The organism is Microbulbifer sp. MLAF003 (assembly GCF_030012965.1).
Classification (GTDB): domain Bacteria; phylum Pseudomonadota; class Gammaproteobacteria; order Pseudomonadales; family Cellvibrionaceae; genus Microbulbifer; species Microbulbifer variabilis.
Genome location: NZ_CP120232.1, coordinates 394,118 through 418,706 on the forward strand (window position 1 = coordinate 394,118; position 24,589 = coordinate 418,706).

At 52.7% G+C, this 24,589-nt stretch carries 22 protein-coding genes; 11 read left to right on the forward strand and 11 right to left on the reverse strand.

The genetic code is table 11. The features are described 5' to 3' along the window. Positions 1-3: 3 nt before the first annotated feature. The 3 genes from P3339_RS01930 to P3339_RS01940 form a co-directional block, all read right to left on the reverse strand. Positions 4-969 (reverse strand): L,D-transpeptidase family protein, encoded by a 966-nt coding sequence (locus tag P3339_RS01930; protein WP_282952252.1) that lies wholly within the window; start codon positions 967-969, stop codon positions 4-6. 250 nt (positions 970-1,219) lie between these two features. Next, positions 1,220-3,187: a L,D-transpeptidase family protein gene (locus P3339_RS01935; RefSeq protein WP_282952253.1), complete on the reverse strand. Its 1,968-nt coding sequence runs from the start codon at positions 3,185-3,187 to the stop codon at positions 1,220-1,222. Between the two features lie 426 nt (positions 3,188-3,613). Then, entirely contained in the window at positions 3,614-4,450 is an 837-nt protein-coding gene (locus P3339_RS01940) for an NRDE family protein (RefSeq protein WP_020414271.1), read from the reverse strand. 95 nt (positions 4,451-4,545) lie between these two features. On the opposite strand from P3339_RS01940, the gene lgt reads away from it, so the two are divergent. From lgt to P3339_RS01990, 10 genes are all read left to right on the forward strand, one after another. Beyond that, on the forward strand, positions 4,546-5,397 hold the full coding sequence (lgt, locus tag P3339_RS01945) for a prolipoprotein diacylglyceryl transferase (protein ID WP_282952254.1): 852 nt from the start codon (positions 4,546-4,548) through the stop codon (positions 5,395-5,397). Positions 5,398-5,403: 6 nt separating this feature from the next. Further along, positions 5,404-6,237 (forward strand): thymidylate synthase, encoded by an 834-nt coding sequence (locus tag P3339_RS01950; RefSeq protein WP_282952255.1) that lies wholly within the window; start codon positions 5,404-5,406, stop codon positions 6,235-6,237. 10 nt (positions 6,238-6,247) lie between these two features. Then, entirely contained in the window at positions 6,248-6,757 is a 510-nt protein-coding gene (locus tag P3339_RS01955; protein ID WP_020414274.1) for a dihydrofolate reductase, read from the forward strand. Between the two features lie 287 nt (positions 6,758-7,044). After that, positions 7,045-7,827, forward strand: a complete 783-nt coding sequence (locus P3339_RS01960; RefSeq protein ID WP_020414275.1) for a DUF3450 domain-containing protein — start codon at positions 7,045-7,047, stop codon at positions 7,825-7,827. Beyond that, positions 7,824-9,194: a MotA/TolQ/ExbB proton channel family protein gene (locus P3339_RS01965; protein ID WP_282952256.1), complete on the forward strand. Its 1,371-nt coding sequence runs from the start codon at positions 7,824-7,826 to the stop codon at positions 9,192-9,194. Before P3339_RS01960 ends, P3339_RS01965 begins: the two co-directional genes overlap by 4 nt. Before the next feature lie 14 nt (positions 9,195-9,208). Beyond that, a complete protein-coding gene (locus P3339_RS01970) occupies positions 9,209-9,736 on the forward strand; it encodes a MotA/TolQ/ExbB proton channel family protein (RefSeq protein ID WP_282952257.1) in 528 nt (175 codons plus the stop codon). Between the two features lie 114 nt (positions 9,737-9,850). Then, positions 9,851-10,252, forward strand: a complete 402-nt coding sequence (locus P3339_RS01975) for an ExbD/TolR family protein (protein WP_282952258.1) — start codon at positions 9,851-9,853, stop codon at positions 10,250-10,252. A gap of 5 nt (positions 10,253-10,257) precedes the next feature. After that, complete coding sequence (locus P3339_RS01980) at positions 10,258-10,875, forward strand: energy transducer TonB (protein ID WP_282952259.1); 618 nt, start codon at positions 10,258-10,260, stop codon at positions 10,873-10,875. An 11-nt stretch (positions 10,876-10,886) separates the two neighbouring features. Next, on the forward strand, positions 10,887-12,239 hold the full coding sequence (locus P3339_RS01985; protein WP_020414280.1) for a tetratricopeptide repeat protein: 1,353 nt from the start codon (positions 10,887-10,889) through the stop codon (positions 12,237-12,239). 220 nt (positions 12,240-12,459) lie between these two features. Beyond that, positions 12,460-13,110, forward strand: coding sequence for an energy transducer TonB (locus P3339_RS01990; protein WP_282952260.1), 651 nt, complete (start codon positions 12,460-12,462; stop codon positions 13,108-13,110). A 48-nt stretch (positions 13,111-13,158) separates the two neighbouring features. Here the strand turns inward: P3339_RS01990 and ilvD are convergent, their stop codons facing one another. From ilvD to P3339_RS02030, 8 genes are all read right to left on the reverse strand, one after another. Further along, positions 13,159-14,994: a dihydroxy-acid dehydratase gene (ilvD, locus tag P3339_RS01995; RefSeq protein WP_282952261.1), complete on the reverse strand. Its 1,836-nt coding sequence runs from the start codon at positions 14,992-14,994 to the stop codon at positions 13,159-13,161. Positions 14,995-15,119: 125 nt separating this feature from the next. Continuing rightward, on the reverse strand, positions 15,120-16,442 hold the full coding sequence (argA, locus tag P3339_RS02000; RefSeq protein ID WP_020414283.1) for an amino-acid N-acetyltransferase: 1,323 nt from the start codon (positions 16,440-16,442) through the stop codon (positions 15,120-15,122). 115 nt (positions 16,443-16,557) lie between these two features. After that, positions 16,558-17,721 (reverse strand): acetylornithine deacetylase, encoded by a 1,164-nt coding sequence (gene argE, locus P3339_RS02005; protein WP_282952262.1) that lies wholly within the window; start codon positions 17,719-17,721, stop codon positions 16,558-16,560. Continuing rightward, entirely contained in the window at positions 17,699-18,577 is an 879-nt protein-coding gene (locus tag P3339_RS02010) for a DMT family transporter (protein ID WP_020414285.1), read from the reverse strand. Before P3339_RS02010 ends, argE begins: the two co-directional genes overlap by 23 nt. Positions 18,578-18,755: 178 nt before the next feature. Next, positions 18,756-19,469, reverse strand: a complete 714-nt coding sequence (locus tag P3339_RS02015) for a thiamine pyrophosphate-dependent enzyme (RefSeq protein WP_282952263.1) — start codon at positions 19,467-19,469, stop codon at positions 18,756-18,758. Continuing rightward, on the reverse strand, positions 19,466-20,455 hold the full coding sequence (locus tag P3339_RS02020; protein ID WP_282952264.1) for a thiamine pyrophosphate-binding protein: 990 nt from the start codon (positions 20,453-20,455) through the stop codon (positions 19,466-19,468). The genes P3339_RS02015 and P3339_RS02020 overlap by 4 nt, the downstream gene beginning before the upstream one ends. Before the next feature lie 181 nt (positions 20,456-20,636). After that, complete coding sequence (locus P3339_RS02025) at positions 20,637-21,911, reverse strand: inorganic phosphate transporter (protein WP_020414287.1); 1,275 nt, start codon at positions 21,909-21,911, stop codon at positions 20,637-20,639. Positions 21,912-21,921: 10 nt separating this feature from the next. Further along, positions 21,922-22,599, reverse strand: coding sequence for a TIGR00153 family protein (locus P3339_RS02030; RefSeq protein WP_020414288.1), 678 nt, complete (start codon positions 22,597-22,599; stop codon positions 21,922-21,924). A 148-nt stretch (positions 22,600-22,747) separates the two neighbouring features. On the opposite strand from P3339_RS02030, the gene tfpB reads away from it, so the two are divergent. Further along, positions 22,748-24,523 (forward strand): type IV pilus assembly ATPase TfpB, encoded by a 1,776-nt coding sequence (gene tfpB, locus P3339_RS02035; RefSeq protein ID WP_282952265.1) that lies wholly within the window; start codon positions 22,748-22,750, stop codon positions 24,521-24,523. Positions 24,524-24,589 lie beyond the last annotated feature (66 nt).

Sequence of the window (24,589 nt, forward strand, 5' to 3'; positions counted from 1 at the left end):
ACTTCAGCGGTTTTTCCAGACGAATGCAGCCATGACTGAAAGCGCGTTGGTTTTTTTGAAAAGGTGCTTGCTGTTTGTATCGTGCAGGAAAATTGCCTGGCGATTGGGTATAACAAACTTGACCCGTCCCAGTGCATTGCCCGGTCCACCTTTTTGCTGCAGCGTTACTTTTCCTCGGCGAACGCCAGCGACATTACCTCTGGTAAAGGGAACAGCCCTGCCGCGGTGGTTGACCAGTCGGTAGCCCTTGGCGCTCAGGGCCGAGCTGCCTTTTGGCAAAAGTTCTTTCAGCGCGATACTCGGCGGCACACGCCACACTGGATTGAATTCCAGGCGGGTCATACGCGTGGCGATCAGTGGAGTCTTGTGCTTCGGTTTGCCCACTACCACTTTCATACGAAACTGCTCTCGATCACCGTCGATCAGGCGGAGGCTGAATTCCGGGATATTAACAACGATATAGCGTGGCCCCAGGTCTTTGGGCAGTTGTTCCCAGCGCTGAAGATTGGCGCTCAGGATTTGTGCCAGTTTGGCAGGATTGGTATTGAGACGACTGCGAGTGCGTTCGTCCACAAGTCCATCGGCTTTCAGGCCGTGGCGTCTTTGAAACCGGCGTACTGCCTGCTGCAGGGGCTTATCGTAGACATCAGCTTCCAGGCTGCCTTTTTCGGTAGTTTCAGCAAAGTCTTCTGGCCGGTAATCGCCATACAGCATCAACAGGCTGCGGAGCTGCGCGACCCTAGGGCTGCGGCTTCCGGGAGTTATAGGTTGCCCTTTAGATAGGGGCTTCCACTGTTCCCCCTCCGCTAAGGCGCTGTAGCGCGCCAGCTCCTCGCTTAGCAAGGCATATTGACGGCCGTAAGGGGAAAAAGGATCACTGCCAGAAACGCCCTCAATCGAATCATCTTTTTTGGCGTTTCCTGGCGCGGCGACTGCTATCGACTGCTCAAAGCCCAGTGCAACAGCCAATATTATTGCGCAACCGCACCACATCGGTTTTCGTGCAACACGCAAACGAGAAGGGAAAAGCCAACACCCATAAGTCACCCCTGTAAGCAAAGAAGGATCACCGGAAATGATCACTCTGCTCACAGTGGTAACTTGTGACCGTGAAACTCTAAATAATTATGGGGAATGGATGCTGCTGGTACTCACAGGAAAAGGTATATAGGTATTACTTTCACGAGGCTAAGGGCGGCCCTGGGACCGCCCCGATAACTTAGAACTGGTTATCACTGAGTCCGTCCTTGTCATAGATATCAGGGCGGAAGTTCAGCCTGCCCTGGCCATCCACCCAGGCGGTCCAATAAGTGATATACACCTTGACCAGTTGCCTCAGGTCTACTTCGGTGGTTTCCTCGCCGACGGTTAGCTTGTCTATACGCCAATGATCCCATTCGCCCTGTGGACGCAATAACGCCTCAGCCAAGTGGCGTGGCTTCTCCAACCGGATACAGCCGTGGCTATAGTCCCGGTCGGTCAGCGAGAATAATTTGCGCGCGCGCGTATCGTGCAGATAGACATCGTGTTTATTGGGGATTTCAAATTTCACCCGGCCGAGCATATTCTCCTCCCCACCCATCTGGCGCATCAGGTAGGAACCCGCGCCTGCCGCCGAGAGATTCTGGGATGTGAGCGGTAGATACTCCCCTCTACCACTAACCACCCGATAGCCCATGTTTTCCATGCCGGTGGGGTTCTTGCGCGCTTTGGGCAGGATCTCATTCACCAGGATACTGCGTGGTACAGTCCAGGTGGGATTGAACACTACTTTGCTAACCCTCGTAGTAATTTCAGGCGTTGCATGTTTTTTCTTACCCACAACTACATTCATGGCCAGCTTTACCTGGTTGTTCTCCACGTATTGGAGACGGTAAGCGGGAATGTTGACCTGGATAAAGCGCTCCCCAAGATTGGCCGGCAACTCCTCCCTGCGGAGAATATTCATCTCAACAATTTTTGCCCGAGCAGTAGGGGAGAGGTTGAGCCGTTTGCGCGTGCCGCGGCCCACAATTCCATCGGGTTTAAGACCATGGCGCTTTTGGAAACGCAGCACTGCCTCGTGCAGTCCGCGGTCGAATCGGTTGGGGTCGACGCCCCCATAACTGTAGCGACTGGAATAGTCACCGTATAGGGAGAGCATATCCCGCAGGTGGCTCACATGGGGGTGGCGTGCTCCCATAGTCATAACAGGTCCTGGAGGAATGGGACGCCAGCGCCCGCTAGCAGAGATTTTGCGCAGCCGTTCAAGCTCATTTCTCAAGGCATATGCATCACTACCGTAGGGTTTATTCTCCTCGAAGTAGGGCCCCTCGCTATTTTCCGTGCGCGGGACCGCCTCGCTTCCCCGACCATTGGCATTACGGCCTTGATTGTAATATACGCGGCTGCCATTACTCCCGGCTCCAGAGCCATTTACATTGTTATCTCGGTAAGAGCTGTGTCGTGAGCGGTTGTAGCTGCGATTGGCGCTTGATGAGCTGGAATAATTGCGATCGCGGTCAGTTTCGTAATCGCGTGAGTAATGGCGGCTGCGTGGGGTGCTGCCGATAATGCGCGCTCGGTTGTAGCCGCGAAAATGTTTGCGCCCACGATGTTCATTGGTCTCTCGCTGGCTGGGTTGTATCAGAGCAACCATGCGAAATCCCTGGTCATCACGGAACACAGGAGTGATACCGCGACGCGGTCGACTCTTGGGGCTTAGCCGGTCCAGTTGGGTGTCCTGGGCATAGGAGACAAACGCGTCGGTGAGCAGGATATCGAGAACTGCGGCCATCTGCAGTCGCTGGGGGGTGTCTCTCAAAGTGCGGTCGAAATAACCGAGATGGTAGCGGTAATCCACCATGCTGCTGGGATTGCCTGAGCTGGCTGCTGTAAGTTGCTTCAACAGATCGTTGGCGCTTTCACTCAGGTTGTAGTTATCGAACCACAGTAGACGGTAATCCGTGCGCTGGTAAATTCTGCGCACCGCGGCAGGGTTGAATATAGGATCTTGGGCTGGCCAAGCGTCAGGGTTTTCTTCCAGCCAGTGAACCAAGTGAGGTCGTACGGCGTTTTCAGGCAATACCGGCACCGTTTCTTGGTTCGCGGCAAAGGCATAATAGAGAATAGAGACACAAAGAGTGCCCAGGGTTAGCAGGGGCAGAATGGATTTTCGTTTGCGGAGCTCAGGGTTGAAATAAGACATGGTACCTCAGCGATACTGCAGGGGCCCGGGGTTGTCTTGCGGATAATACCGGGCGCCAGATCGTTCATACCTTCCCAACCTGTGGCGAGCCCATCCAGAAACATTTTGGTGTTCAGCGTTGACTCGCACTTGTCATGCGTCCCGCGCGACATCCTCTTATTTAGACCACAATTGGCGCCGCACTTGCGCGAATATCAACCAATTTCAGTCTGTGAAAGTAAGTATGGCAACAAATGAGGAATTTGCTTGGCGTTTGCTTCTTCTTAGATTAAGTGTGAAAGAAAAAAGCGACAATCTAGCTGTATCAACCATGCACATTTATTCTATTTGGCGGAAATAATTCCATTAGTGGGTGAGTGCTTGTACGATTAGATACGGCTAATCAAATGTGAAAAGTGGGCTAAGTCACAGTTTTTCATGGGGTTTTTATGGCTCTGGAGGAGCGAGGCAAAAGTGACGCAAGGGTCCCTGCGGCTCACCATTTTCAAAGGTCTGTTCCCATAACTGGCTGGCGCCATTTCGATTAAAAGCGACTACGGTGCTGGCGCGAGTACCGTAACCTCCAGTCAAGTTATCTGTTTTGGTGTCGGCTGGCAGAAGTTTTTCCCTATGGTTTATCTGTACGAATATTGACGACAGGGCTCGTTCAAGGGAAAGGCCAACACCCGTTTTGGGAAGGTTTGCGTCCGCAGCTCTTTGTCTGTCTTGAAGCAAGCTGAGGGCTGGCTCTACGAAGTTATGGCCGGAAATTGGGCCCTTGATATTTTGTACAATCCGTTCTAAACCGGCCTTTCCCTTTTCGACCTTGGGCCAGGGGGCATCTGGTGCTCCGTTGGAAATTCCGTGAACCCCTGCCGTAAATAAAAATGGAGTGTGGCGATTGCCGGCACAGGTGAGAGGGTGTTCTGCTCTCAGGTCAAATAGCAGCGCATTAAAGCCGCGGTAGCGAGGCCCTTGAAGGGTCCTGGCAAATTGCTCTGGTGTACTCATGCCAGTCAAAAAATTAACCGGAATTTCCCCTCTGGAAAGCGCATTGTCAGGTTCGGGTGTGCCGGGTTCGCGGATATTAGTGACTGCGGCGACACGGCCGGGGGATATGCCTGCCCAGGTGCCGCCAGCTTCCAAATCCCGCCCGGCTACCAAGCTTCCCGTGTTCCACTGCGCTGCTGGGGCGGTAGGACGAGCGTAGAATTCATCTCGATTGGCGATCAACAGGAGTGGGTACTCGGGGTGGCAGCGATAGGCAAACAGTAGTAGGCACATAGCGGCTTCCTGGGCGGTGGGGAAGGGCGCGCCCCTTTCGCTGCGGGGCGCTTTGCGACCATAATACGCGCTTAACAAACAATCTCGATTCCCCCATGCTGACTTACCCTGAAATAGACCCGGTGGCCATCGCTATTGGCCCATTAAAAGTGCACTGGTATGGCTTGATGTACCTGTTCGGCTTTATCGCAGCCTGGTGGTTGGCACTGCGTCGCAGCACCAAACCATGGTCTCCGGTAATTAAATCAGAAGTCGAAGACTTAATTCTTTACTGTGCAATAGGCGTAGTTGTTGGCGGGCGACTCGGTTATATGTTCTTCTACAACCTGCCGCAATTGATTGAGAATCCGCTTTCGCTGCTTAAAGTGTGGGAGGGCGGCATGAGCTTCCACGGAGGCCTGGTGGGAGTGATGCTGGCTACCGTTCTCTACGCCCGTAAAATTGGTACAACCTTCCCCGTGCTAATCGACTTTGTGGCTCCCTTGGTGCCTATTGGCTTGGGACTGGGCCGGATGGGCAACTTTATCGGCCAGGAACTCTGGGGCCGGCCGACTGAAGGCCCCTGGGGCATGGTATTTCCCCGCGATCCTGAGCTGCTGTCCAGGCACCCCTCCCAGCTTTACCAGGCATTTCTTGAAGGGCTTGTGCTCTTTGCTGTGCTCTGGTGGTTTTCCAGTAAACCGCGTCCACGCCTTGCCGTAGGCGGTATGTTTGTTCTGCTTTACGGCATATTCCGCTTCCTCGTGGAATTTGTGCGGGAACCGGATGGTCATATCGGTTTCGATCTTTTTGGCTGGATGACCCGTGGCCAGCTTCTGAGCCTGCCGATGATTTTGGCCGGTATCGCTCTGCTGGTGTGGAGTTACCGAACCCAGCCTCTACCAGAGGGGCGTAGAGGTAAAAATGGCAATAAGCGGACGCGTTCCCAAGTTAATGGCGGAGCATAGCAATAGATGAAGCAGTACCTCGATCTAATGCGCCATGTGCGCGATCACGGCACGGAAAAAGGTGACCGTACAGGCACCGGCACCTTAAGCGTTTTTGGGTATCAGATGCGCTTTGACCTCGCGGAGGGGTTTCCGCTAATTACCACGAAAAAGTGCCATTTACGCTCGATCATCCACGAACTCCTTTGGTTCTTGCGGGGGGATACCAATATCCGTTACCTGCAGGAAAATAGGGTAAGAATTTGGGATGAGTGGGCCGCAGAAGATGGTGACCTGGGTCCGGTATACGGCCATCAGTGGCGCTCCTGGCCGACACCGGATGGCCGTCAAATCGACCAGATTGAACAACTGGTACACCAATTAAAAACCCGTCCCGATTCCCGGCGCCTGATTGTCAGTGCCTGGAACCCGGCAGATCTTCCCGATGAGGGGATTTCCCCGGCAGATAATGCCCGCGAGGGGCGTATGGCGCTCGCTCCCTGCCACGCGCTGTTTCAGTTTTACGTGGCTGAGGGTAAGTTGTCCTGCCAGTTGTATCAGCGCAGCGCGGATATCTTCCTCGGAGTCCCCTTTAATATTGCTTCCTACAGCCTGCTAACCCTGATGCTGGCACAGGTTTGTGGCCTTAAGCCGGGCGAGTTCATTCATACTTTTGGTGATGCTCATCTCTACTCCAATCACCTGGAGCAGGTTGAGCTGCAATTGCAGCGTGAGCCTCTGCCGCTACCAAAGATGCAACTAAACCCCGATGCGGAAGATCTGTTCGCCTTCCGCTTTGAAGATTTCGAGCTGCAAAACTATGAAGCTCATCCGCATATACCGGCACCGGTCGCGGTTTAAGGGGAGAGGTATGGATACATCTATCGCCCTGATTGCGGCTATAGCGCGCAATGGTGCTATCGGTAAAAACAATGAGCTCCCCTGGCGTATTTCAGGTGATCTGCAGTTCTTTAAGCGCACGACTATGGGCAAACCTGTAGTGATGGGGCGCAAAACCTATGAGTCTATCGGCCGACCTCTACCGGGTCGCGTCAATATCGTGATCACCCGCAATCGTGATTGGGCAGCTGAAGGTGTCGAAGTGGTGGACTCTCTGGAGTCCGCCCTGGACCTTGCCCGTGAGCGGGCCTCACTGGCAGGTGCGGCTGAATTGATGGTGATCGGTGGGGCGCAGGTCTACCGCCAGGCCCTACCAATGGCAGCGCGACTCTATATCACCGAGGTAGATGCCGATGTGGAAGGGGACGCCTTCTTCCCAGAGATTGACGACTCATGGGTCGAAGTGGTGCGGGAGTGTTACCCTGCTTCAGACAAGAATGAGTACAACTACGCATTAGTTCAGTACGACAGATTTAAATAAAAACAATTTGATTAAAAGTTGATCAATCTGTTAAATTCTGCGACAGCCTACACAAGGAACACCGCCGCCAATGTGTGCAAGTGACCCGGTTTTGTTACCCGGTTGTTACCTTGCTACCCATGCGGGCCGATGCTGACAATCGGCATTTGAATAATCAAATCGGCTGTTTACAATGTGCGGCTCTTAGCTGTCTTCTAACCAATGTTTTTAAAACAAAAGGACACCGCGTTGTGGCAGCTAACTCATCGCGACCATGTTGTGAAATATTGAACCCACTGGGGGGTCTAATGAAAACCAAGCGATTCATGGCTGTGGCGCTGACCACTGCGCTGTCTGCCGGCGCGCTCTACGGCAGCGTAGCCACTGCGGATACTCTCGATAACGTACTCGCCGTCGGCCAGCAGAAAACCACTGCGGCCCAGGCATCGCAAAAGCGCATCGACAAGATTGCCGAAGAAACTAGCAGCCTGCTGCAGGACTTCAAGGTGGTCAATAAAGAAATCGATGGTCTGCGCGTATACAACCGTCAGCTGGAAAAGCAGCTGGCCAACCAGCTCCAGGTTATCAATGAGCTGGATGCATCTATTGCCAACGTTACTGTCATTGAACGTCAAATCCAGCCGCTGATCCTGCGCATGCTGGAAGGTCTGGAGCAGTTCATCGAATTGGATGCCCCGTTCAAACTGGACGAGCGCATGGCAAACCTCGAAGGTGTAAAGAACAATATGGACCGTTCCGATATTACTGTTGCGGAGAAATTCCGTCAGGTATTGGAGCTGTACAACTTCGAAGCGGAGTACGCGCGTAAGATTGACACTTACGGTGATTCCCTGAACGTAAATGGCCAGGAGCGCGAAGTAAACGTGCTGCAGATCGGCCGTATCGCTCTGCTGGCTCAGACTACCGATTCCGAGATCTCTCTTGCCTACGATAAAGGCCAGAAAGCCTGGGTTGAAATCGATGCTGGCGAATATCGCCGCGCCCTCATGAATGGCCTGAAGATCGCCAAGAAGCAGGCCACTATCGACATCATGACCATGCCGATCCCGGCTCCGGAGGCAGCGCAATGAAATCCTCTATTGCCAAACGCGTATTAGTTGCAGCAGCGGCTGGCCTGATCAGCTTCTCTGCTGTTGCCCAAGAGAAAGCAGCTTCCCTCGACGATCTGCTGAAAATGGTTCAACAATCCAAAATTGCTGAATCCAAAGAGCACAAACAGCGTGAAGCTGATTTCCGTCGCCAGAAAGCTAATCAGCAATCTCTGCTGAACAAGGCCAAAGACACTCGCACGGCGGAAGAAAAGCGCTCTGCCGAGCTGGAAAAGAAATACCAGGAACAGGAAGTTGCTGTTGACCAGAAGCGCCAGCAGCTGGACGAGCGTCTGGGCTCCCTGAAAGAGCTATTCGGCCATATGTCCTCTACTGCAGCAGACCTGAGAGCGAATGTTGGCTCTTCTCTGGTATCTGCCCAGTATCCTGGCCGTACCGAGTTTATTGATGGCCTGCTGGCAAAGATGAACAGCGCTACTCAGCTGCCCACTATCGAAGAGATCGAACGCCTGTGGTTTGAGATTCAGCGTGAGACCGTGGAGTCTGGCAAGGTTGTTAAGTTCAACGCAACTGTGATCAAGCCTAGCGGAGAACAGGCTCAGCAGGAAGTTGTGCGTGTTGGTAACTTCAACTTGGTTTCCAACGGCAAGTACCTGGAGATGAATAAAGCCTACAAAATGGCTGAGTTGATCCGTCAGCCGGATGCCAAGTTCCAGGGTATGGCAGAAAGCCTGCAGGCCTCCACAGCTGGCTTCAGTGCATTTGGTGTTGACCCGACTGGTCCTACCGGTGGTTCCTACCTGAAAGCCATGATCAACAGCCCGGATATTGTTGAGCGTTGGCACCAGGGTGACATCGTAGGTTATATCATCACTGCAGTTGGTGTATTTGCGATGCTGCTGGCCATTTTCCGCCTGATTGTTCTGACCGGTGTTAGTGCCAAGGTAAGTGCTCAGCTGCGTTCAGCTACCCCTAATACGAATAACCCACTGGGCCGTGTACTGGCAGTAGCTGAAGAAAACAAAGGTGTCGACGGCGAGACTCTAGAGCTGAAGATGGAAGAAGCCGTTCTGAAAGAGCGCCCAGCAATTGAATCCGGTCTCAACCTGTTGAAGATTATTGCAATGGTAGCTCCGCTGCTGGGTCTGCTGGGTACCGTTACCGGTATGATCATTACCTTCCAGGCGATTACTATCTTCGGTGCTGGTGATCCTAAAGCTATGGCTGGTGGTATCTCTTCTGCATTGATTACCACCGTTCTCGGTCTGTGTGTTGCTATCCCGACTGTATTGATGCACACCATCGTTAACGGCCGCGCCAAGCGTATTCTGCATATTCTGGAAGAGCAGAGTGCCGGTATCGTGGCGGAAAACGCCGAGCGTAAATAAGAGGAGGCGGCAACATGCACGCATTAATCGACGCATGGGCCGCCGTCAACGCCTTTATGGCGTCGGGCGGGCCAGTACTGTTCCTGATCGCCGGCCTGACCTTCTTTATGTGGACGCTGATTTTTGAGCGGGTCTTTTACTTCAACAAAGCGTTGAAGGTTGATGTTCAAGGTGTGGTTGACCAATGGGAGGGGCGCGGTGAGCGCAAATCCTGGGGGGCCCACCAGATCCGCTACGCGATGATCTCCCGGGTATCCGAGAAAATTCAGGACAATATGGATATGATCCAGGCTTGTGTTGCCCTTGCGCCCTTGTTCGGGCTGCTGGGTACGGTCTGGGGCATGATCAATGTGTTCGATGTTCTCGCGATTACTGGTGGTGGTGACGCCAAGCAGATGGCCAGTGGTGTATCCATGGCAACTATCCCGACAATGGCGGGAATGGTTGCGGCCCTCTCAGGTGTATTTGCCAACACTTACCTTGCCCGGAAAGCAGAGCGTGAGACTCAGCTGCTGGAAGACCATCTGACGATGGACCACTAAGCACACATAAGCGAATAGGTGAGCTTATTTGCTGTGAAGGTTTAGCCAACCAGATATTTTCACCGAGGGTGCTCCCTTGAGCCCCTCGCGGGAAAGTTCGCTAAGAGAGTTGCTATGAGCAAAAGACAAAATACGGCAGAAGAAGAAGCGGGTGCTATCGACCTCACGCCCATGCTGGACGTGGTGTTCATCATGCTGATCTTCTTTATCGTCACCGCGACTTTTATTAAAGAACCGGGTGCTGATGTTGTGAAGCCGGATGCGACAACCGCTGAACTCAAGGCCGCCTCTATTCTGGTAGCGATCAACGACAGTGATGAGATCTGGATTGCCAAAGATAAGGTTGATGAGCGCCAGGTGAGAATTGTCCTGGAGCGCCTCTACTCGGAAAACCCAAAAGGGTGGTTGGTAATTCAGCCCGATAAGGAAGCGAGTATTGAGAAGATTGCCCTGATTGCGGAAGCTGCCAGGAAAATTGGCATCAAGAAAGTTTCGGTCGCGACAGAAAAGAGTTAACAGCTATGAATCCGGTAAGACTTCTTGGGGCAGGTACGTTGGCGGTAGCCACCACCTTCGGCCTCATCTTCACCATGCATCAGCTGATTCAGGCAAACATGAAGGCTCCAGAGGAAAAGGAGCAATTCAAAGTTGCCGATGTGGTGATGCCTGAGCAGAAGATCGAAACACAGTACGATACGACCAAACCGGTGAAACCGGAGGAGCCAGAAACGCCTCCGCCGGAGATGCCAGAGCCTGAGTTTGAAGACCCGAATATTGATACCAGTATCAGTGTTGCTGCCCCTAGAGCAGGTGGCGGCGTCAAGTTGTCGGGCTTCAGCTTTGGTGAGGGGGATTATCTGCCAATTGTTAAGGTGCAGCCTCAGTACCCTCGACGCGCCCTGCAGCGCGGAATGGAAGGGTATGTGATTGTGGAATATACGGTGACCACAAACGGTTCTGTACGTGACCCCATCGTAATTGAAGCTTTCACGCTAGATGGTAAGCCTACTTCTGTTTTCAACAGAGCTGCGCTTAAGTCTGCACTGAAATACAAGTACAAGCCGCGGGTAGTCGATGGCAAGCCGACCGAAGTTCCCAATGTAAGGACTAAGATCAGCTTTAATATGGCCAAAAACTAAGGGGAAGCACTATGAAGTTGACAAGCATTAGCAAAAGTTTGTCCAAGCTCGCTCTGCGCACCTCAGTAGCGCTGCCCCTGGTCTTGGCACCAGCAGTCAGTGTTACCGTGCTTGAAGCAGCGGGTGTTTCCGCATCTTTCGCCTCGGCACAGGCTCAAGAGCAAAAAAAGCCTAGTAAAGAAAAGACCCGTAAAGTTCCGGCAATGCGCGAAGCGGCGTATAAAAAACTGGAAAAGGCCCAGGAAGCTGCAGATGCAGAGGATTGGGCGGGTGCTCTTGCTGCGCTGAAGGAAATGGATGCGAGCAAGAAACGGTACAATGGCTATGAAATAGCACAGATGTACAATTTCTTTGGTGTGGTTTACTACAGTACCGAGCGCTACAAAGAGGCTATTCCTTACTTCAAGAAAGTGCTGAGTCAGGGTGAAAAAAACCTGCCAGTAGCACTTGAAGTGGGCACTTTGTTTACCTTGGCCCAACTTTATTTCGTAACCGAAGACTATAAGCAGGCGATCAATTACTTGAACCAGTGGTTCAAGGTTTCTGATCGTATTACTGCAGATTCTTATGCATTGCGTGCTCAGGCTTATAACCAAGTTGGTGACCAAGCTAAGGCACTGAAGGATATCAACGTAGCGGTATCCATGTATGAGAAAGAGGGCAAGGTACCGAAGGAAGGCTGGTACGGGTTGCAGCAGTTTGTGTATTTCGAGCGCAACGACTACAAAAAAGTAGCGGGTGTTCTGGAAAAATTAGTGCAGTATTACCCGAAGCCGGTGTACTACAAAACTCTTGCAGCTATGTACGGTGAGCTTAAGCGTGACAAAGACCAGCTTCATATGATGGAAGCAGCTTATATTGCTGGTGCTTTGGAGAAAGATCGGGATTTACTGAACATGGGCTATCTCTTTATGGGGCATGAAATGCCTTATAAAGGTGCCAAGGTTATTGCCAAAGGTATTAAAGAGAAGAAGATCCCTCGAACAGCTAAGAACCTGGAGACTTTAGCCCAGGCTTACCAGATGGCTCAGGAGCTGCAAAAAGCAATCCCTCAGCTGGAGGCTGCAGCTAGCTTGTCTGACAAAGGGGAAATTTACTCACGTTTGGCCGGTATCTATTTGGATCTGGATCAGAATGAGAAAGCCATTTCGATGGGCAAGAAGGCTTTTGCAAAAGGCAAAATTAAGCGTGTCGATCAGCTGCACATCGTGATGGGTATGGCTAATGCTAACCTGAAACGTTATGACGCAGCTTTGGTAAGTCTCAAGAAAGCTTCAAAAGATGAGCGCTCTAAAAAGTCTGCGCAGCAGTGGATCGCTTACGTTGAGGGTGAGAAAAAGCGTGAAGAGCAGTTAGCGATTTAATTTCCTTCAATTATTTACCTTTTTTAGGAGGCCATACAGAAATGTATGGCCTTTTTTCTTTTCTAGAGTTCTCTCAATTGCCCAGGCTAAATAACCTGTATTAATGGACTATTTGCATTTTTTCGTGAATTGACTAATGATTAGAGTCAGCTGATCAGCTTTTTCCATTTCGGCACTCCAGATGCCGTTTTTGCACCCTAACAATAATAGGAGAGGTGTTATGGATAGAGCTTGCCCGCCAATTTCCAGCCCTGAATTTCTACTTACCTATCAGCTTTCTGGCTATGCCAAAGGTTTGGCCTATGCTGCCCTGATAACTCTCGGGTTGATTTTTTTAATGAGCCAGTTGATTTCCACTAATTTTGTGGAGCCGGTGGCTAAGCCGTTACCGACGATTCAACCAATAGATATCACTGAGAAAAAGGTGGTAACGGTTAAAGAGTACCAGGCACCGCCCAGCCCTCAGGATATTCCGCCACCAATTCAGCGCACTGAGGTGATCAGAGACGTAGAGATTATAGATACCATACCAACGGTTGCTCCGCCGGTTGCTGAAACTGGGGGTAACCCGGTTATTGTATCGAGAGAACCTCTTCCTGTTTATAAGCCCGCACCGCGTTACCCTAGTGTGGCTATGCGCAGAGGCATGGAGGGTTACGTAGTTGTGGAGTTTACGATAACCAAAACCGGAGCGGTGCGTGATGCCCAGGTAGTTGGGGGATTCGACAGCGCTGGGAAGCCTACCAATGTATTCAATCGCTCGGCACTGGCAGCGGCTGAGCGATTTAAATACCAGCCGCAAATGGAAGACGGTCAGCCTGTAGAGCGCTATGGTGTGCGTAATCGTATTACTTATAAGTTGGCGCAATGAAATAAAAAAACGGCCCTCAAAGAGGGCCGTTTTACTTCATGTTTTTAGTCAATTAATTTCTCGCACCGCGCCCCGATCGGCACTGGTGGCGAGTAACGCATACGCTTTAAGAGCTTTACTAACCTTGCGGGGGCGAGATTCACCCGGTTTCCAGGCTTGTGGGCCGAGGCTGACCATATCCTGGCGGCGTTTCTCGAGCTCCTTATCACTAATCGCGACCTCTATTTTTCGGGCGGGAATATCAATATGTATTGGATCTCCATTTCGCACTAAGGCGATAGTGCCACCAGAAGCTGCTTCTGGTGATACATGCCCGATAGAGAGGCCGGAAGTTCCGCCTGAGAAGCGACCATCAGTAATTAATGCACAGTGTTCCCCTAATCCCTTGGATTTCAGGTAGCTGGTGGGGTAGAGCATCTCCTGCATACCGGGGCCGCCTTTGGGGCCCTCATAGCGCACTATCACGGCTTCACCTTTGTGAACTTTGCCCTTGAGAATATGCGAAACCGCCTCCTCTTGGCTCTCAACCACATGAGCCGGGCCTTCAAAATGCCAAAGCGCCTCGTCTACGCCGGAAGTTTTCACTACGCAGCCATTAGGGGCCAGGTTGCCGAATAAAACTGCCAGCCCGCCCTCAGCAGAATAAGCATGCTCGGCTGAGCGAATACAGCCTTGCTGGCGATCGACATCAAGAGTTGGCCAGCGGCAGGCCTGGCTAAATGCGGTCTGTGTGGGAATTCCTGCGGGACCAGCCCGGTAGAAGTCACGCACCGATTGCTTATCGGTGCGAGAGATATCCCATTGCTTTAGTGCATCCGCTAATGAGCCACCGTAGGCTGTGGGCAGGGAGGCATCAATTAACCCAGCAGATTCCAATTCGCCGAGAATCGCCATTACCCCACCGGCTCGGTGGACGTCCTCAACATGGTACTTCTCTGTGTTAGGCGCGACTTTGCACAGTTGCGGTACCTCGCGGGAGAGTCGATCGATATCCTGTAAGTTGAAGTCGATATCGCCCTCCTGGGCAGCGGCGAGTAGATGTAATATCGTGTTGGTCGAGCCACCCATGGCGATATCGAGAGCCATGGCATTCATGAAAGCACTGCGGTTGGCGATATTGCGAGGCAGGGCGCTCTCGTCATTTTCTTCGTAGTAACGCTTCGTTAGCGAAACGATTTCTCGTCCTGCGCGCAGGAACAACTCTTTGCGGTCCACATGGGTGGCTAACAGGGTGCCATTGCCTGGCAGTGAGAGGCCCAGTGCCTCAGTCAGACAGTTCATAGAATTTGCGGTGAACATGCCGGAGCATGAGCCGCAGGTAGGGCAGGCGGAGCGCTCGTACTCTGCAACCTCTTCATCAGTTGCTGTATCCGTAGCAGCGATCACCATCGCATCGACAAGATCCAGTTTATGATCGGCCAGCTTGGTTTTACCGGCCTCCATTGGTCCGCCGGATACGAAAATAACCGGGATATTCAGACGTAGAGCGGCCATCAGCATTCCCGGAGTGATCTTGTCACAGTTGGATATACATACCAGGGCATCAGCACAGTGTGCGTTGACCATGTATTCTACTGAATCGGCGATAATCTCACGGCTGGGCAGGCTGTAGAGCATGCCGTCGTGGCCCATGGCAATGCCATCATCTACGGCGATGGTATTGAATTCCTTGGCGACACCACCGGCTCGCTCTATCTCCCTTGCCACCAGTTGTCCCATATCCTTCAGGTGTACGTGGCCCGGCACAAACTGGGTGAAAGAGTTGGCGATGGCGATAATCGGCTTGTGGAAATCGGCGTCGGTCATTCCTGTGGCTCGCCACAGTGCCCGGGCGCCGGCCATGTTGCGTCCGGCGGTGGAGGTACGGGAACGATATCTGGGCATGGTACAAGCATCCGGCTGTGTAAATTAGAGCGTCAGCTTATCAAAAAATCCGATATCTGGGATATTTTCGCGCAAATTGATCAAGTTGCGCGACTTACTAGGATGAAAATTGCGGATGGAGCAGTTTATGCAGGAGGGCTGGCAGTGATGCGTTTACGCAGAATCCGCGAATTGCGCTGAATATTGTAGAGAGACTTGCGAGATGTGGGCAGGTCCTTGATCGCCACTTGCTTAAACCCCTGCTCAATAAACCAATGCTCGGTCTGCGTGGTGAGCACATAGAGCTCATCGACATTTAGGGTGCGGGCCTGACGCTCCAGGTGTCGCATCAACTTGGCGCCACGGCCACCGCCGCGGAATTCGGGATGGCTGGCCACACAGGCAATTTCCGCTGCTGATGTGATCCCGCTGTCATCTCTGATCGGGTAGAGAGCAGCACAAGCCACCGGGGTCCCATCGACTTCTACCAGAGTGAAATGCTCAATCTCTGCTTCGAGCTTTTCCCGAGAGCGGCGTACCAGGACACCCTGCTTCTCCAGCGGGCGAATAAGGCCGAGAATGCCACCAACATCGGTGATACGCGCACGGCGCACCACTTCATAGCTATCCCGGTAGATCATTGTACCGGCACCCTCGCGGCGAAACAGCTCCTGGATAAGAGCGCCATTCTGACAGTAGCTGAGCAAATGGGTACGAGCGATCCCGGAATTACAGGCGCGTATGGCACACCCTAGAGCTTTGCTTCGTACTCGAGCAGAAACTTGTTCAGCCTGTACAATACTGAGTTCGTGAACCGGGTTACCGTCCAAGATTAACTGGGCAGGTTCGCGGAACAGTACCAGCTTCTCTGCTCGTAATACCCGCGCTGCCTCCGCTGCCAGGTCGAGGTAGTTGATATTGAACAGTTCCCCTGTCAGCGAAGTGCCCAGTGGAGAGAGCAATACCAGCGCACCCTGGTCTAAGGCTTGCTCAATGGTATTGACTTCCATTCTCCGAACGGTACCTGTCCAGCCCAAGTCGACACCATCAAGCACTCCGCAGGGCCGTGCGGTAACCAGGTTACCGGAAATCACTTTCAAAGCTGAGCGGGCCATAGGGGAGTCAGGTAGACCCTGTGAAAATGCGGCTTCGATATCAAATCGCAATCTACCCACCGCAGCTTTAATTATCTCCAGGCTCTCTCGATTGGTGACCCGGTTATTGTCGTGAAAGCGGCTCTCTATGCCGCTCTCAGCAAGGGCCCGGTTCACTTGGGCGCGGGCGCCATGAACGACTACCAAGCGCACGCCGAGGCTGGCGAGTAGCGCTAGGTCATGCACTAAATTACGGAAATTGGTGTGTTCCAGGGCGTCACCAGGGACTCCAATCACCAGGGTGCGACCGCGAAGATCGTTAATATAGGGTGCCGCATGGCGGAACCAGTTGAGGGAGGCGCTATCGTCGCTCACTAATGCCTTTCCGTTTACTGAGGTACTTGCCAGCTTAAAGACAAGTATTGGAGGTTTTATCTACTCCAGGCGAAGTGCCCAGACTCCTGCTGTATGCCGAGTTAGGGTGCTGTGCTTATAGGCAGAAGCGGGCTATCAGTTTGCGTAATATATCCACCATGGGATTGATACGCTCTAGCCCAAGGTATTCATCTGGCTGATGGGCTACGTCAATATCACCTGGACCCAGCACAATAGTGTCAATGCCCATGCTCTTCAAGTAGGGAGCCTCTGTAGCGAAGGCGACGCTTCCGGCGGTATGGCCACAGAGTTTTTCTGCAGTCTGCACCAGCTCAGAATTCTGCTCTTGCTCGAAAGGTTGTGCACCTGGAAATAGGGAAATCACTTCCAGGCGAATTCTGTCGTTGTCGATACAGCTGGCTAGACGTTTTTGCAGTTCAGCGCGCAGGTCTGCCAGATGCATGCCTGGTAGTGGGCGCACATCGAATTGCAATTCAGTAGAGCCGCATATTCTATTAGGGTTGTCGCCGCCATGGATGCAGCCCAAGTTCAAGGTTGGGACAGGTACGGCAAAGCCCGGGTTATTGTATTTTTGCTGCCATTCGGCTCGCAAAGACATCAGCTCTCCAATTACTGAGTGCATGGCTTCCAAGGCATTGGCGCCAAGGCTGGGATTGGAAGAGTGACCGGACTGGCCGGTGATTCGCACTGCCTCCATCATTATCCCTTTGTGCATGCGTATAGGGCGCAAGCCGGTGGGTTCACCTACTATCGCAAAGCGCCCGTGGGGTTTCCCTGCTTCGACCAATGCCTGTGCCCCAGCCATTGAGGTCTCTTCGTCGGCCGTTGCAAGAATCGTAAGGGGTTGGCGCAGAGGCTTATTTAAGAAGGACTTGGCCGCCTCAATGGCAAGGGGGAAGAACCCTTTCATATCGCTACTACCGAGGCCGTATAGGCGATTGTCTCGCTCTATCAGCTTGAAAGGATCGGACTGCCATCGGCCCTCATCATAAGGCACTGTATCGGTATGTCCGGATAAAATCAGTCCGCCATTGCCATCGGAGCTGCCGCCCAAAGTGGCGATCATGTTGGCCTTGAGAGGGTTGCCTTTCAGGGGCAACAATTCCACTTTAAAATTGAGGGCTTCCAGCCAGGTTGCCAATAGTTCCACCACCGGTCGGTTCCCCATATCGAGCGCTGGATCTGTGGCACTGATACTCGGAGTGCCAACAAGCTGGCGCAGTTGCTCCTTGAGGTTAGGTACTGCGGTACTCGCCATAGTGGATCTCCCTTTTCCTGTTGCGCCATTCGCTAATTATTACGGCTGCGGTAATTACACCACCTCCCACTGCCAGTTTTGTGATATCGGCTTCTCGATTCCAGATTAACAGGTTTACCAATAAGCCCGCGGGAATCAAGGCGTTATTCATAGCTGCCAAAGTTGTGGCGGAAACCTGGGTAGCGCCTTTGTTCCAAAGAAAGTAGCCAAGCCCTGATGCGGCCAGCCCTAGCCAGATTAGTACACCCCACTGAATTTCGTTTTGCGGATATTTGGCTTCACCCAATAGTGTCCAGGCTGTCACGGTAACTAAGCTGGCACCCAGGAAAAACCAGCCGAAAGTTTGCCTGGGCTCAAGTGGCTGTCGGTGCTGCATGAACTGCTTGTAGGCTACTTGGCCCAGTGCAAAGCATAGATTTGCCCCTTGGACCATGGCGAATCCATTCCAGTAGTCGCCATTCGGTTTATCCCAGCGAATAATAGCTGCCCCGGAAACTGCTAATAGTGCGATTGCCAGATTCCATAAAGAGACTCGTTTCTTGAGGAGGTCGTATAAAAGGGCAATATACAGAGGAGTAAATATGGTAAACAACAGGACTTCCGGGACGCTCAGAAGAAGGAATGACTGGTAATAAAACAAATACATCAGCCCAAGCTGTACACCACCAATAGTCATAAGGGTTAAGGCAATGCGAGTGCCTGAGCGACGCCACCGCAACATCGGCAAAAATAGCAGGGAGGCGAGTAATACCCGGCTCATTGCGGAAAAGTAGCTATCCACCTGGCCGGCCAGGTAAACCCCGATCAAACTGAAGGAAAGGGCCCAAAGGAAGGTGACAAAGAGTAGCAGTGGCATGGATAAGACGTAAGTTAAGTAATGGACATTATTATGTTCAGGAAAAGTAGTATTACCGGCGTGCTAGCCAATTGGAAGCGGTGCTATAGAGCACTTAGGTTTTGTAAATAGAGGCTAAGGCTGGACGACTAATGCTCTTACTTGAGCGCGAACGTAGTTCTCATTTTACCTGGTTTTTTTACATGCTTCGGTTTGCACGGCCGTTATTACGCGCAACCTGGTTCCCCCAGCGCAGCAGATTCACATTGCAATCGTTGCGGTCGATGATCACTTCTATCAGGCAGAGCCCTTTACGGCTTTTAGCCTCCTTAATAGCTTTATCCAGTTCCCCCTCGGTACTGACTTTACAGCCCCAGGCATCACCTTCTCCCGCACTAAATACTTCAACTAATTGGGCGTAGTTCCAGTTTTTAATCTTATTGTAAGGGCCATCATGGATTTCCACTTCAATGGTATAGCCACCGTTGTTGATCAGGAAAATAATCGGGTCGACCTGATAGCGGATCATGGTGGAAATTTCTTGTGCAGTCAGCTGGAAAGAACCGTCGCCAATACAGGAAATAAGGCGGCCTTTGTCCTTCCCCAGTGCGTAACCAAGAGTCGCCCCTACTGACCATCCAATACTCCCGTATTGCATCTGGATTTCAAATTGTGCACCTTCAGGCAGGGATAGCTCCATACCGTTAAACCATGAGTCCCCTGTTTCCACCAGCAAAGTGCTTTTACGGTCGAGCAGTTTCTGTATTCGTGTAAACAGTTGCCGGATAGATAGTGGAGTCTTGGCTTTGCCTGGCTGAGGAATGTGTTTTGGACTGCTGACTCTTCGGTAGGCCTTGAGTGCACCATCGTTGGGTTTGAGTTGTCCTACAAGAGCTTCAAGCAGGTCGTTCATGTGCACATTGCTGTAACAGGTCTCCCCGAGTTGTATTGAGGCCGGGTGGCAGAAGATTGCCCGGCTTTTTCAAAACCCAGTTGGTGTCCGGTAGTTGTGTAGTCAGTGAATTGTGGTCCTGCGAACAATAGCGCATCGGAGGTATCAATTATCTCACTACAACCTGGCGTACTCACTGGCCCCCAATAGATCCCCATAAAGTTCTCGTGTGCCTCAGACACTATGCCCTTAGCATCGGGCATGGTGGCGACGCCGTAACTACAGCTTTGGGCCAAATCGTGAAGGGCGATGCGGGCATTGGCTGCACGGATTTTACTTCCGGCGATCAGTACCGGTCTCTCAGCGGCATTAAGGAATTCGGCAACATGCTTGGTTGCAGCGTTGAGGGAATCGGGATCGCTGGTAGCGCGCCTGGCAAAACCGCGGGGTATGGGTGCGGAAGTTGGAGCATTGGCGACATTTGCGGCGATCTCAATGTATACCGGTTTGCGGCGCAACATTGCCGTATCAATTGCGCGATCGATAGCGGCGGGTGCCAGTGAGGGGTGGTGGATGATCACGGTTTCTGCGGTTATGCGGGAATACATCTCTCGCTGATAGCTATAGTCGACCTTGCCCAATGTGTGATGCAAGTATTCCCACTCAGCTTCAGAGTTGGTATTTGGGCCCCCAGAGATAGCGATTAGCGGTAGGTCCTCGGCATAGGCTCCTGCAACGGCATTAATCATGCTCAATCCACCAACGGAGAATGTGACCACCGCCGCTGATGGCCCACCAGTGGCACGTGCATAGCCATCGGCGGCATAGCCTGCATTTAGCTCATTGCAACAGCTGATCATCTGTAAGTCCCTGTGCATCAATAGCTGGTCCAGCAGTACCAGGTTATAGTCGCCAGGTAGAGCAAAATAATGCCGGACTCCCGCATCTTTTAACCTCTGCGCGAGGTAGGTTCCGACAGTCCATTGGCATGTGTTAGTTGTCTTCATTGCAGTGGAGGCCAATTGCTTGGAGAGGCTGGAATTCCCGGCTGATAAAAGGGCAGGCTATCTCGCCCTGCGTTGCAACAGCGTAGCTCAAACAGGTAGATGGCGAATTAGAGGCAATAAAAAAGGGAGGCTTTTGGGGCCTCCCTCTAATCGACTTTTCTTAAAGCCTAAGACTGGCTTATCAGCCAAATATACCTTTAAACAAGTAGAAGAACAGGATTGCAATACCGGCACCTGCGGGCAAAGTTACTACCCAAGAAGCTGCAATGGTCGTGATCATACGCAGATTCAGGGCGCCAATACCACGTGCCAGGCCAACACCGAGAACTGCGCCAACCAGGGTATGGGTGGTGGAAATTGGCAGTCCAGTTCCCGAGGCCAGAACGACGGTGGCGGCAGCCCCCAGCTCGGCGGCAAAACCGCGGCTCGGAGTCAGCTCGGTAATTTTCTTGCCAATAGTGGCCATTACCTTAAAGCCGTAAGTGGCAAGACCCACAACAATTCCCAGGCCACCAAGGAGCAGAATCCAGGAGGGCATAGTGGCTTTGGCGGTTACCGCACCGCTCTGGATAGTGTTTACAACCGCTGCGAGTGGGCCTACTGCATTGGCCACGTCGTTAGAGCCGTGGGCAAAAGCCATGGCACAGGCAGTAAAGATCATCAGAATCGCGAAGACTCGCTCCACATTGGCAAAGCGATTCTCGGATTCTGCGGAGGGGTCGCGCTTCACGCGCTTGAGCATGGCAATACCGATACCCGCCACAATAAGACCGGCAATGGCTGCGATGCCTGCATCCTGCACGAATGTCAGCTGGATATTGGCATCTTTCAAGACATGTTTCAGGCCCTTGGTCAGGGTCACCATCGCGATCATCCAGCCTACAGCGAACATGTAGAAGGGAATATAACGCTTAGCGTTATTGAATGGATCTTCGGTATCGAGAATCAGCCGCTGAACGCTGCGGAATAACAGGAAGGAGATAGTGCCAGCTAGCAGAGGAGAAACCACCCAGCTGGCTACAATACTGCCAACTTTACCCCAGGCCACAGCGTCGGCAGAGATGCCAACTGCAGAAAAGCCGACAATTGCACCAACGATTGAGTGGGTAGTCGATACTGGCCAGCCGAGGATGCTCGCCACTAGCAACCAGGTGCCGGCGGCGAGAAGGGCAGATAGCATGCCGTAAACCAGCAACTCTGGCTGCGAGGCAAAGATTTCCGAGTCAATAATACCCTTGCGAATGGTGGCAGTTACCTCTCCGCCAGCTAGGTAAGCACCGGCAAACTCGAAAATCATGGCGATAATGATCGCCTGCTTGATAGTCAGTGCGCGCGAGCCCACAGATGTACCCATGGCGTTGGCGACATCATTTGCACCAACGCCCCAGGCCATAAAGAAGCCCGCGACACAGGCCAAAATCAACAGAATATGGCCGTATTGACTAATAATTTCCACGCTGAACCCCCTAACGTGCCAACAACAACTGCAATCGGTTGCCCACGCTGTGGGCGCGGTCGGCTAGTTCGCCGATCCATTCAATAACGCGGTAGAGAAACATTACATCCACCGGCGGTAAGTCTTTTTCTATGGCGAAAAGCGCAGCGCGAATTTCAATTTCCAGCTTGTCTGACTTGCGCTCCAGCTCGTCCAGCTCTTCAGTCATGCGCTTTGCGATGGTGACCTCACGGCCGGCGAAACCACTTTCCAGCAGCTCATCCAGTTCGTTAATGGCGCGCAGTGCCTGGGATGAGGTCGCCACAGCACTTTCAACAAAAGTGGCCATGAGCGGCTGCAGGCTTTGTGGGATTTGCATTTTCCTGCCCACTGCCAGCCCGGCGATATCCTGCGCGGTGTTGGCAACCTCATCTTGCGCGTGCAACAGCTCCAGCAGATCGGATCTGGAGACCGGCATAAACAGGCTGTCCGGCAGGTGCAGGCGCAGATCTCTTTTGATGTCATCTGCGCGGTTTTCTGTGGCAGAGATGCGCAGTTGAATTTTTTCCGCCTCTTCCAGATCACCTTTGATCAGTGCGTCAAAAAACGGAATCAGATCGGCTGAAGCCTCGTGGGCCGTAGCCATATGCTTCTCAATCGGCTTGATTGGAGAGCGGCCAAACAGATTGGCAATATTCGACAGGGCCATGGTTAGCTCCATTGCTCAGGGTGCGAAACGGCGGCATGGTACCCCAATCGGAGCAACTTCGGTAATAGTGCGTTAACGATGCACTGTTGTACCCTGAGGATGGGGCTACAATGCGGCGTCGCCATATGAGAATAAAGGGGGTTTACCAATGGCAGAGAGCAAAGCCGCGGACAGGCTGCTGGACTTACATGGGCTGCTGGATGACCTTGTCGGCCAGGGCTATGTGAGCAGGCAGGATGCTAACCGGATTGTAGGTACTCCGCGTACTGCTGAGCAGGCACAAATGCACCCTCTCAGCTACATCGCAAGCTGCGACCTCGCCAACCGGAAAGCCCCCGGAGCCCTATTGAACAGCGAAGTTCTCAGTGCCTGGTTAGCAGATATTTCCTCTCATGCCCTCTATCATATTGACTCGCTTAAAGTGAATGTGAGTGCGGTGACCGAGGTGATGAGCTTCCAGTTTGCCAAGCGCCATCAGATCTTATGTGTTGAAGCGGGAGCAGAAGAACTCTTGGTTGCAACTGCACAGCCTTTCGCTAGGGGCTGGGAAGAGCAGTTGGAGCACACCAGTGGCCGTATGGTACGGAGAGTGGTGGCGGACCCCGCAGATATTAAGCGCTATTGCGTGGAGTTCTACTCCCTTGCCAACTCCATTTCTGGGGCCAGCGGCCTGCAAGGTACATCTACTGCGAACAATTTTGAGCAGTTGCTGGAGCTCGGCAACCTCAAGGATCCCGAGGCCAACGATCAACATATCGTCAATATTGTCGACTGGCTGCTGCAGCATGCCTTCGACCAGCGCGCCAGTGATATCCATATCGAGCCAAGGCGGGAAGTGGGGCGAATCCGTTTCCGTATCGATGGTGTGCTGCACCCTATTCACGAGCTGCCAGATCAGGTGAATGCTGCTGTGACCAGCCGCCTGAAAATTCTCGGGCGAATGAACGTGGCTGAGAAGCGAAAGCCCCAGGATGGACGTATCAAGACCAAGCGACCCGATGGCAGTGAAGTGGAGCTGCGCCTCTCTACGTTGCCTACAGCCTTTGGTGAAAAACTGGTGATGCGAATTTTCGACCCCGAAGTGCTGGCGCGCTCCTACAGTGACCTGGGCTTGGGTGGTGAAGATTTGTCCCGCTGGCAAAAAATGTTGTCGCGTCCCAACGGCATTGTACTGGTAACAGGGCCTACGGGGTCGGGAAAGACCACCACTCTGTATACAGGCCTCAAACAGTTGGCTACCAGCGCGGTGAATGTCTCCACGGTGGAAGATCCGATTGAAATGGTTGAAGAGAGCTTCAACCAAACCCAGGTGCACCACTCTATCGGTTTCGATTTTGCCGCAGGTATTCGGACCCTGATGCGCCAGGACCCGGATATCATTATGGTGGGGGAGATCCGCGATCTTGAGACAGCGCAGATGGCGGTACAGGCGGCGCTTACCGGGCACTTGGTGATCTCCACCTTACATACCAACGATGCCCCTACGGCGGTCACTCGATTGCTTGACCTGGGGTTACCTCACTACTTACTTAAATCGACCATCCTCGGGGTAATGGCGCAGCGACTGGTTCGCACCCTGTGCCCGTCATGCAAGCGTGCGGATAAGATAGCAGAGGCCGATTGGCATTCCCTGGTGCGCCCATGGAAGGCTCCGCTCCCGGAAAAGGTATATGCACCGATAGGTTGCCTGGAGTGTCGTAATACCGGTTATTTGGGACGTCAAGGCATTTACGAAATACTGCCGTTCAGTGAGCCTGTCCAGGCACAGGTTACCCCTGATTGCGATCTGCAGCAGCTGCGTCGTCAGGCAATGCGAGAGGGTATGAGTAGCTTGCGTCTCTCAGGTGCCAAAAAAGTGGCAGCCGGCCTGACTACCGTTGCGGAAGTGTTGCGTGTAGCTCCGCCGCCAGACATTGCGTTTTAAAGTTTGGAGCTGGATTGCCTAGCTGGTGAAGAATAGGTGGAGGCATTAAGAAGCTAGCTGTCCTAA

Excerpts from the sequence above, each read along its gene's own strand:
- P3339_RS01985 (WP_020414280.1), top strand. The coding sequence starts at position 10,887 with ATGAAGTTGACAAGCATTAGCAAAAGTTTGTCCAAGCTCGCTCTGCGC.
- P3339_RS01965 (WP_282952256.1), top strand. The coding sequence starts at position 7,824 with ATGAAATCCTCTATTGCCAAACGCGTATTAGTTGCAGCAGCGGCTGGC.
- P3339_RS01940 (WP_020414271.1), bottom strand. The coding sequence starts at position 4,450 with ATGTGCCTACTACTGTTTGCCTATCGCTGCCACCCCGAGTACCCACTC.
- P3339_RS02030 (WP_020414288.1), bottom strand. The coding sequence starts at position 22,599 with ATGGCCCTGTCGAATATTGCCAATCTGTTTGGCCGCTCTCCAATCAAG.
- P3339_RS01960 (WP_020414275.1), top strand. The coding sequence starts at position 7,045 with ATGAAAACCAAGCGATTCATGGCTGTGGCGCTGACCACTGCGCTGTCT.
- P3339_RS01980 (WP_282952259.1), top strand. The coding sequence starts at position 10,258 with ATGAATCCGGTAAGACTTCTTGGGGCAGGTACGTTGGCGGTAGCCACC.
- lgt (WP_282952254.1), top strand. The coding sequence starts at position 4,546 with ATGCTGACTTACCCTGAAATAGACCCGGTGGCCATCGCTATTGGCCCA.
- P3339_RS02010 (WP_020414285.1), bottom strand. The coding sequence starts at position 18,577 with ATGCCACTGCTACTCTTTGTCACCTTCCTTTGGGCCCTTTCCTTCAGT.
- argE (WP_282952262.1), bottom strand. The coding sequence starts at position 17,721 with ATGGCGAGTACCGCAGTACCTAACCTCAAGGAGCAACTGCGCCAGCTT.
- P3339_RS01950 (WP_282952255.1), top strand. The coding sequence starts at position 5,404 with ATGAAGCAGTACCTCGATCTAATGCGCCATGTGCGCGATCACGGCACG.
- tfpB (WP_282952265.1), top strand. The coding sequence starts at position 22,748 with ATGGCAGAGAGCAAAGCCGCGGACAGGCTGCTGGACTTACATGGGCTG.
- P3339_RS02020 (WP_282952264.1), bottom strand. The coding sequence starts at position 20,455 with ATGAAGACAACTAACACATGCCAATGGACTGTCGGAACCTACCTCGCG.
- P3339_RS01975 (WP_282952258.1), top strand. The coding sequence starts at position 9,851 with ATGAGCAAAAGACAAAATACGGCAGAAGAAGAAGCGGGTGCTATCGAC.
- P3339_RS01935 (WP_282952253.1), bottom strand. The coding sequence starts at position 3,187 with ATGTCTTATTTCAACCCTGAGCTCCGCAAACGAAAATCCATTCTGCCC.
- ilvD (WP_282952261.1), bottom strand. The coding sequence starts at position 14,994 with ATGCCCAGATATCGTTCCCGTACCTCCACCGCCGGACGCAACATGGCC.
- P3339_RS01970 (WP_282952257.1), top strand. The coding sequence starts at position 9,209 with ATGCACGCATTAATCGACGCATGGGCCGCCGTCAACGCCTTTATGGCG.
- P3339_RS01990 (WP_282952260.1), top strand. The coding sequence starts at position 12,460 with ATGGATAGAGCTTGCCCGCCAATTTCCAGCCCTGAATTTCTACTTACC.
- P3339_RS01955 (WP_020414274.1), top strand. The coding sequence starts at position 6,248 with ATGGATACATCTATCGCCCTGATTGCGGCTATAGCGCGCAATGGTGCT.
- P3339_RS02015 (WP_282952263.1), bottom strand. The coding sequence starts at position 19,469 with ATGAACGACCTGCTTGAAGCTCTTGTAGGACAACTCAAACCCAACGAT.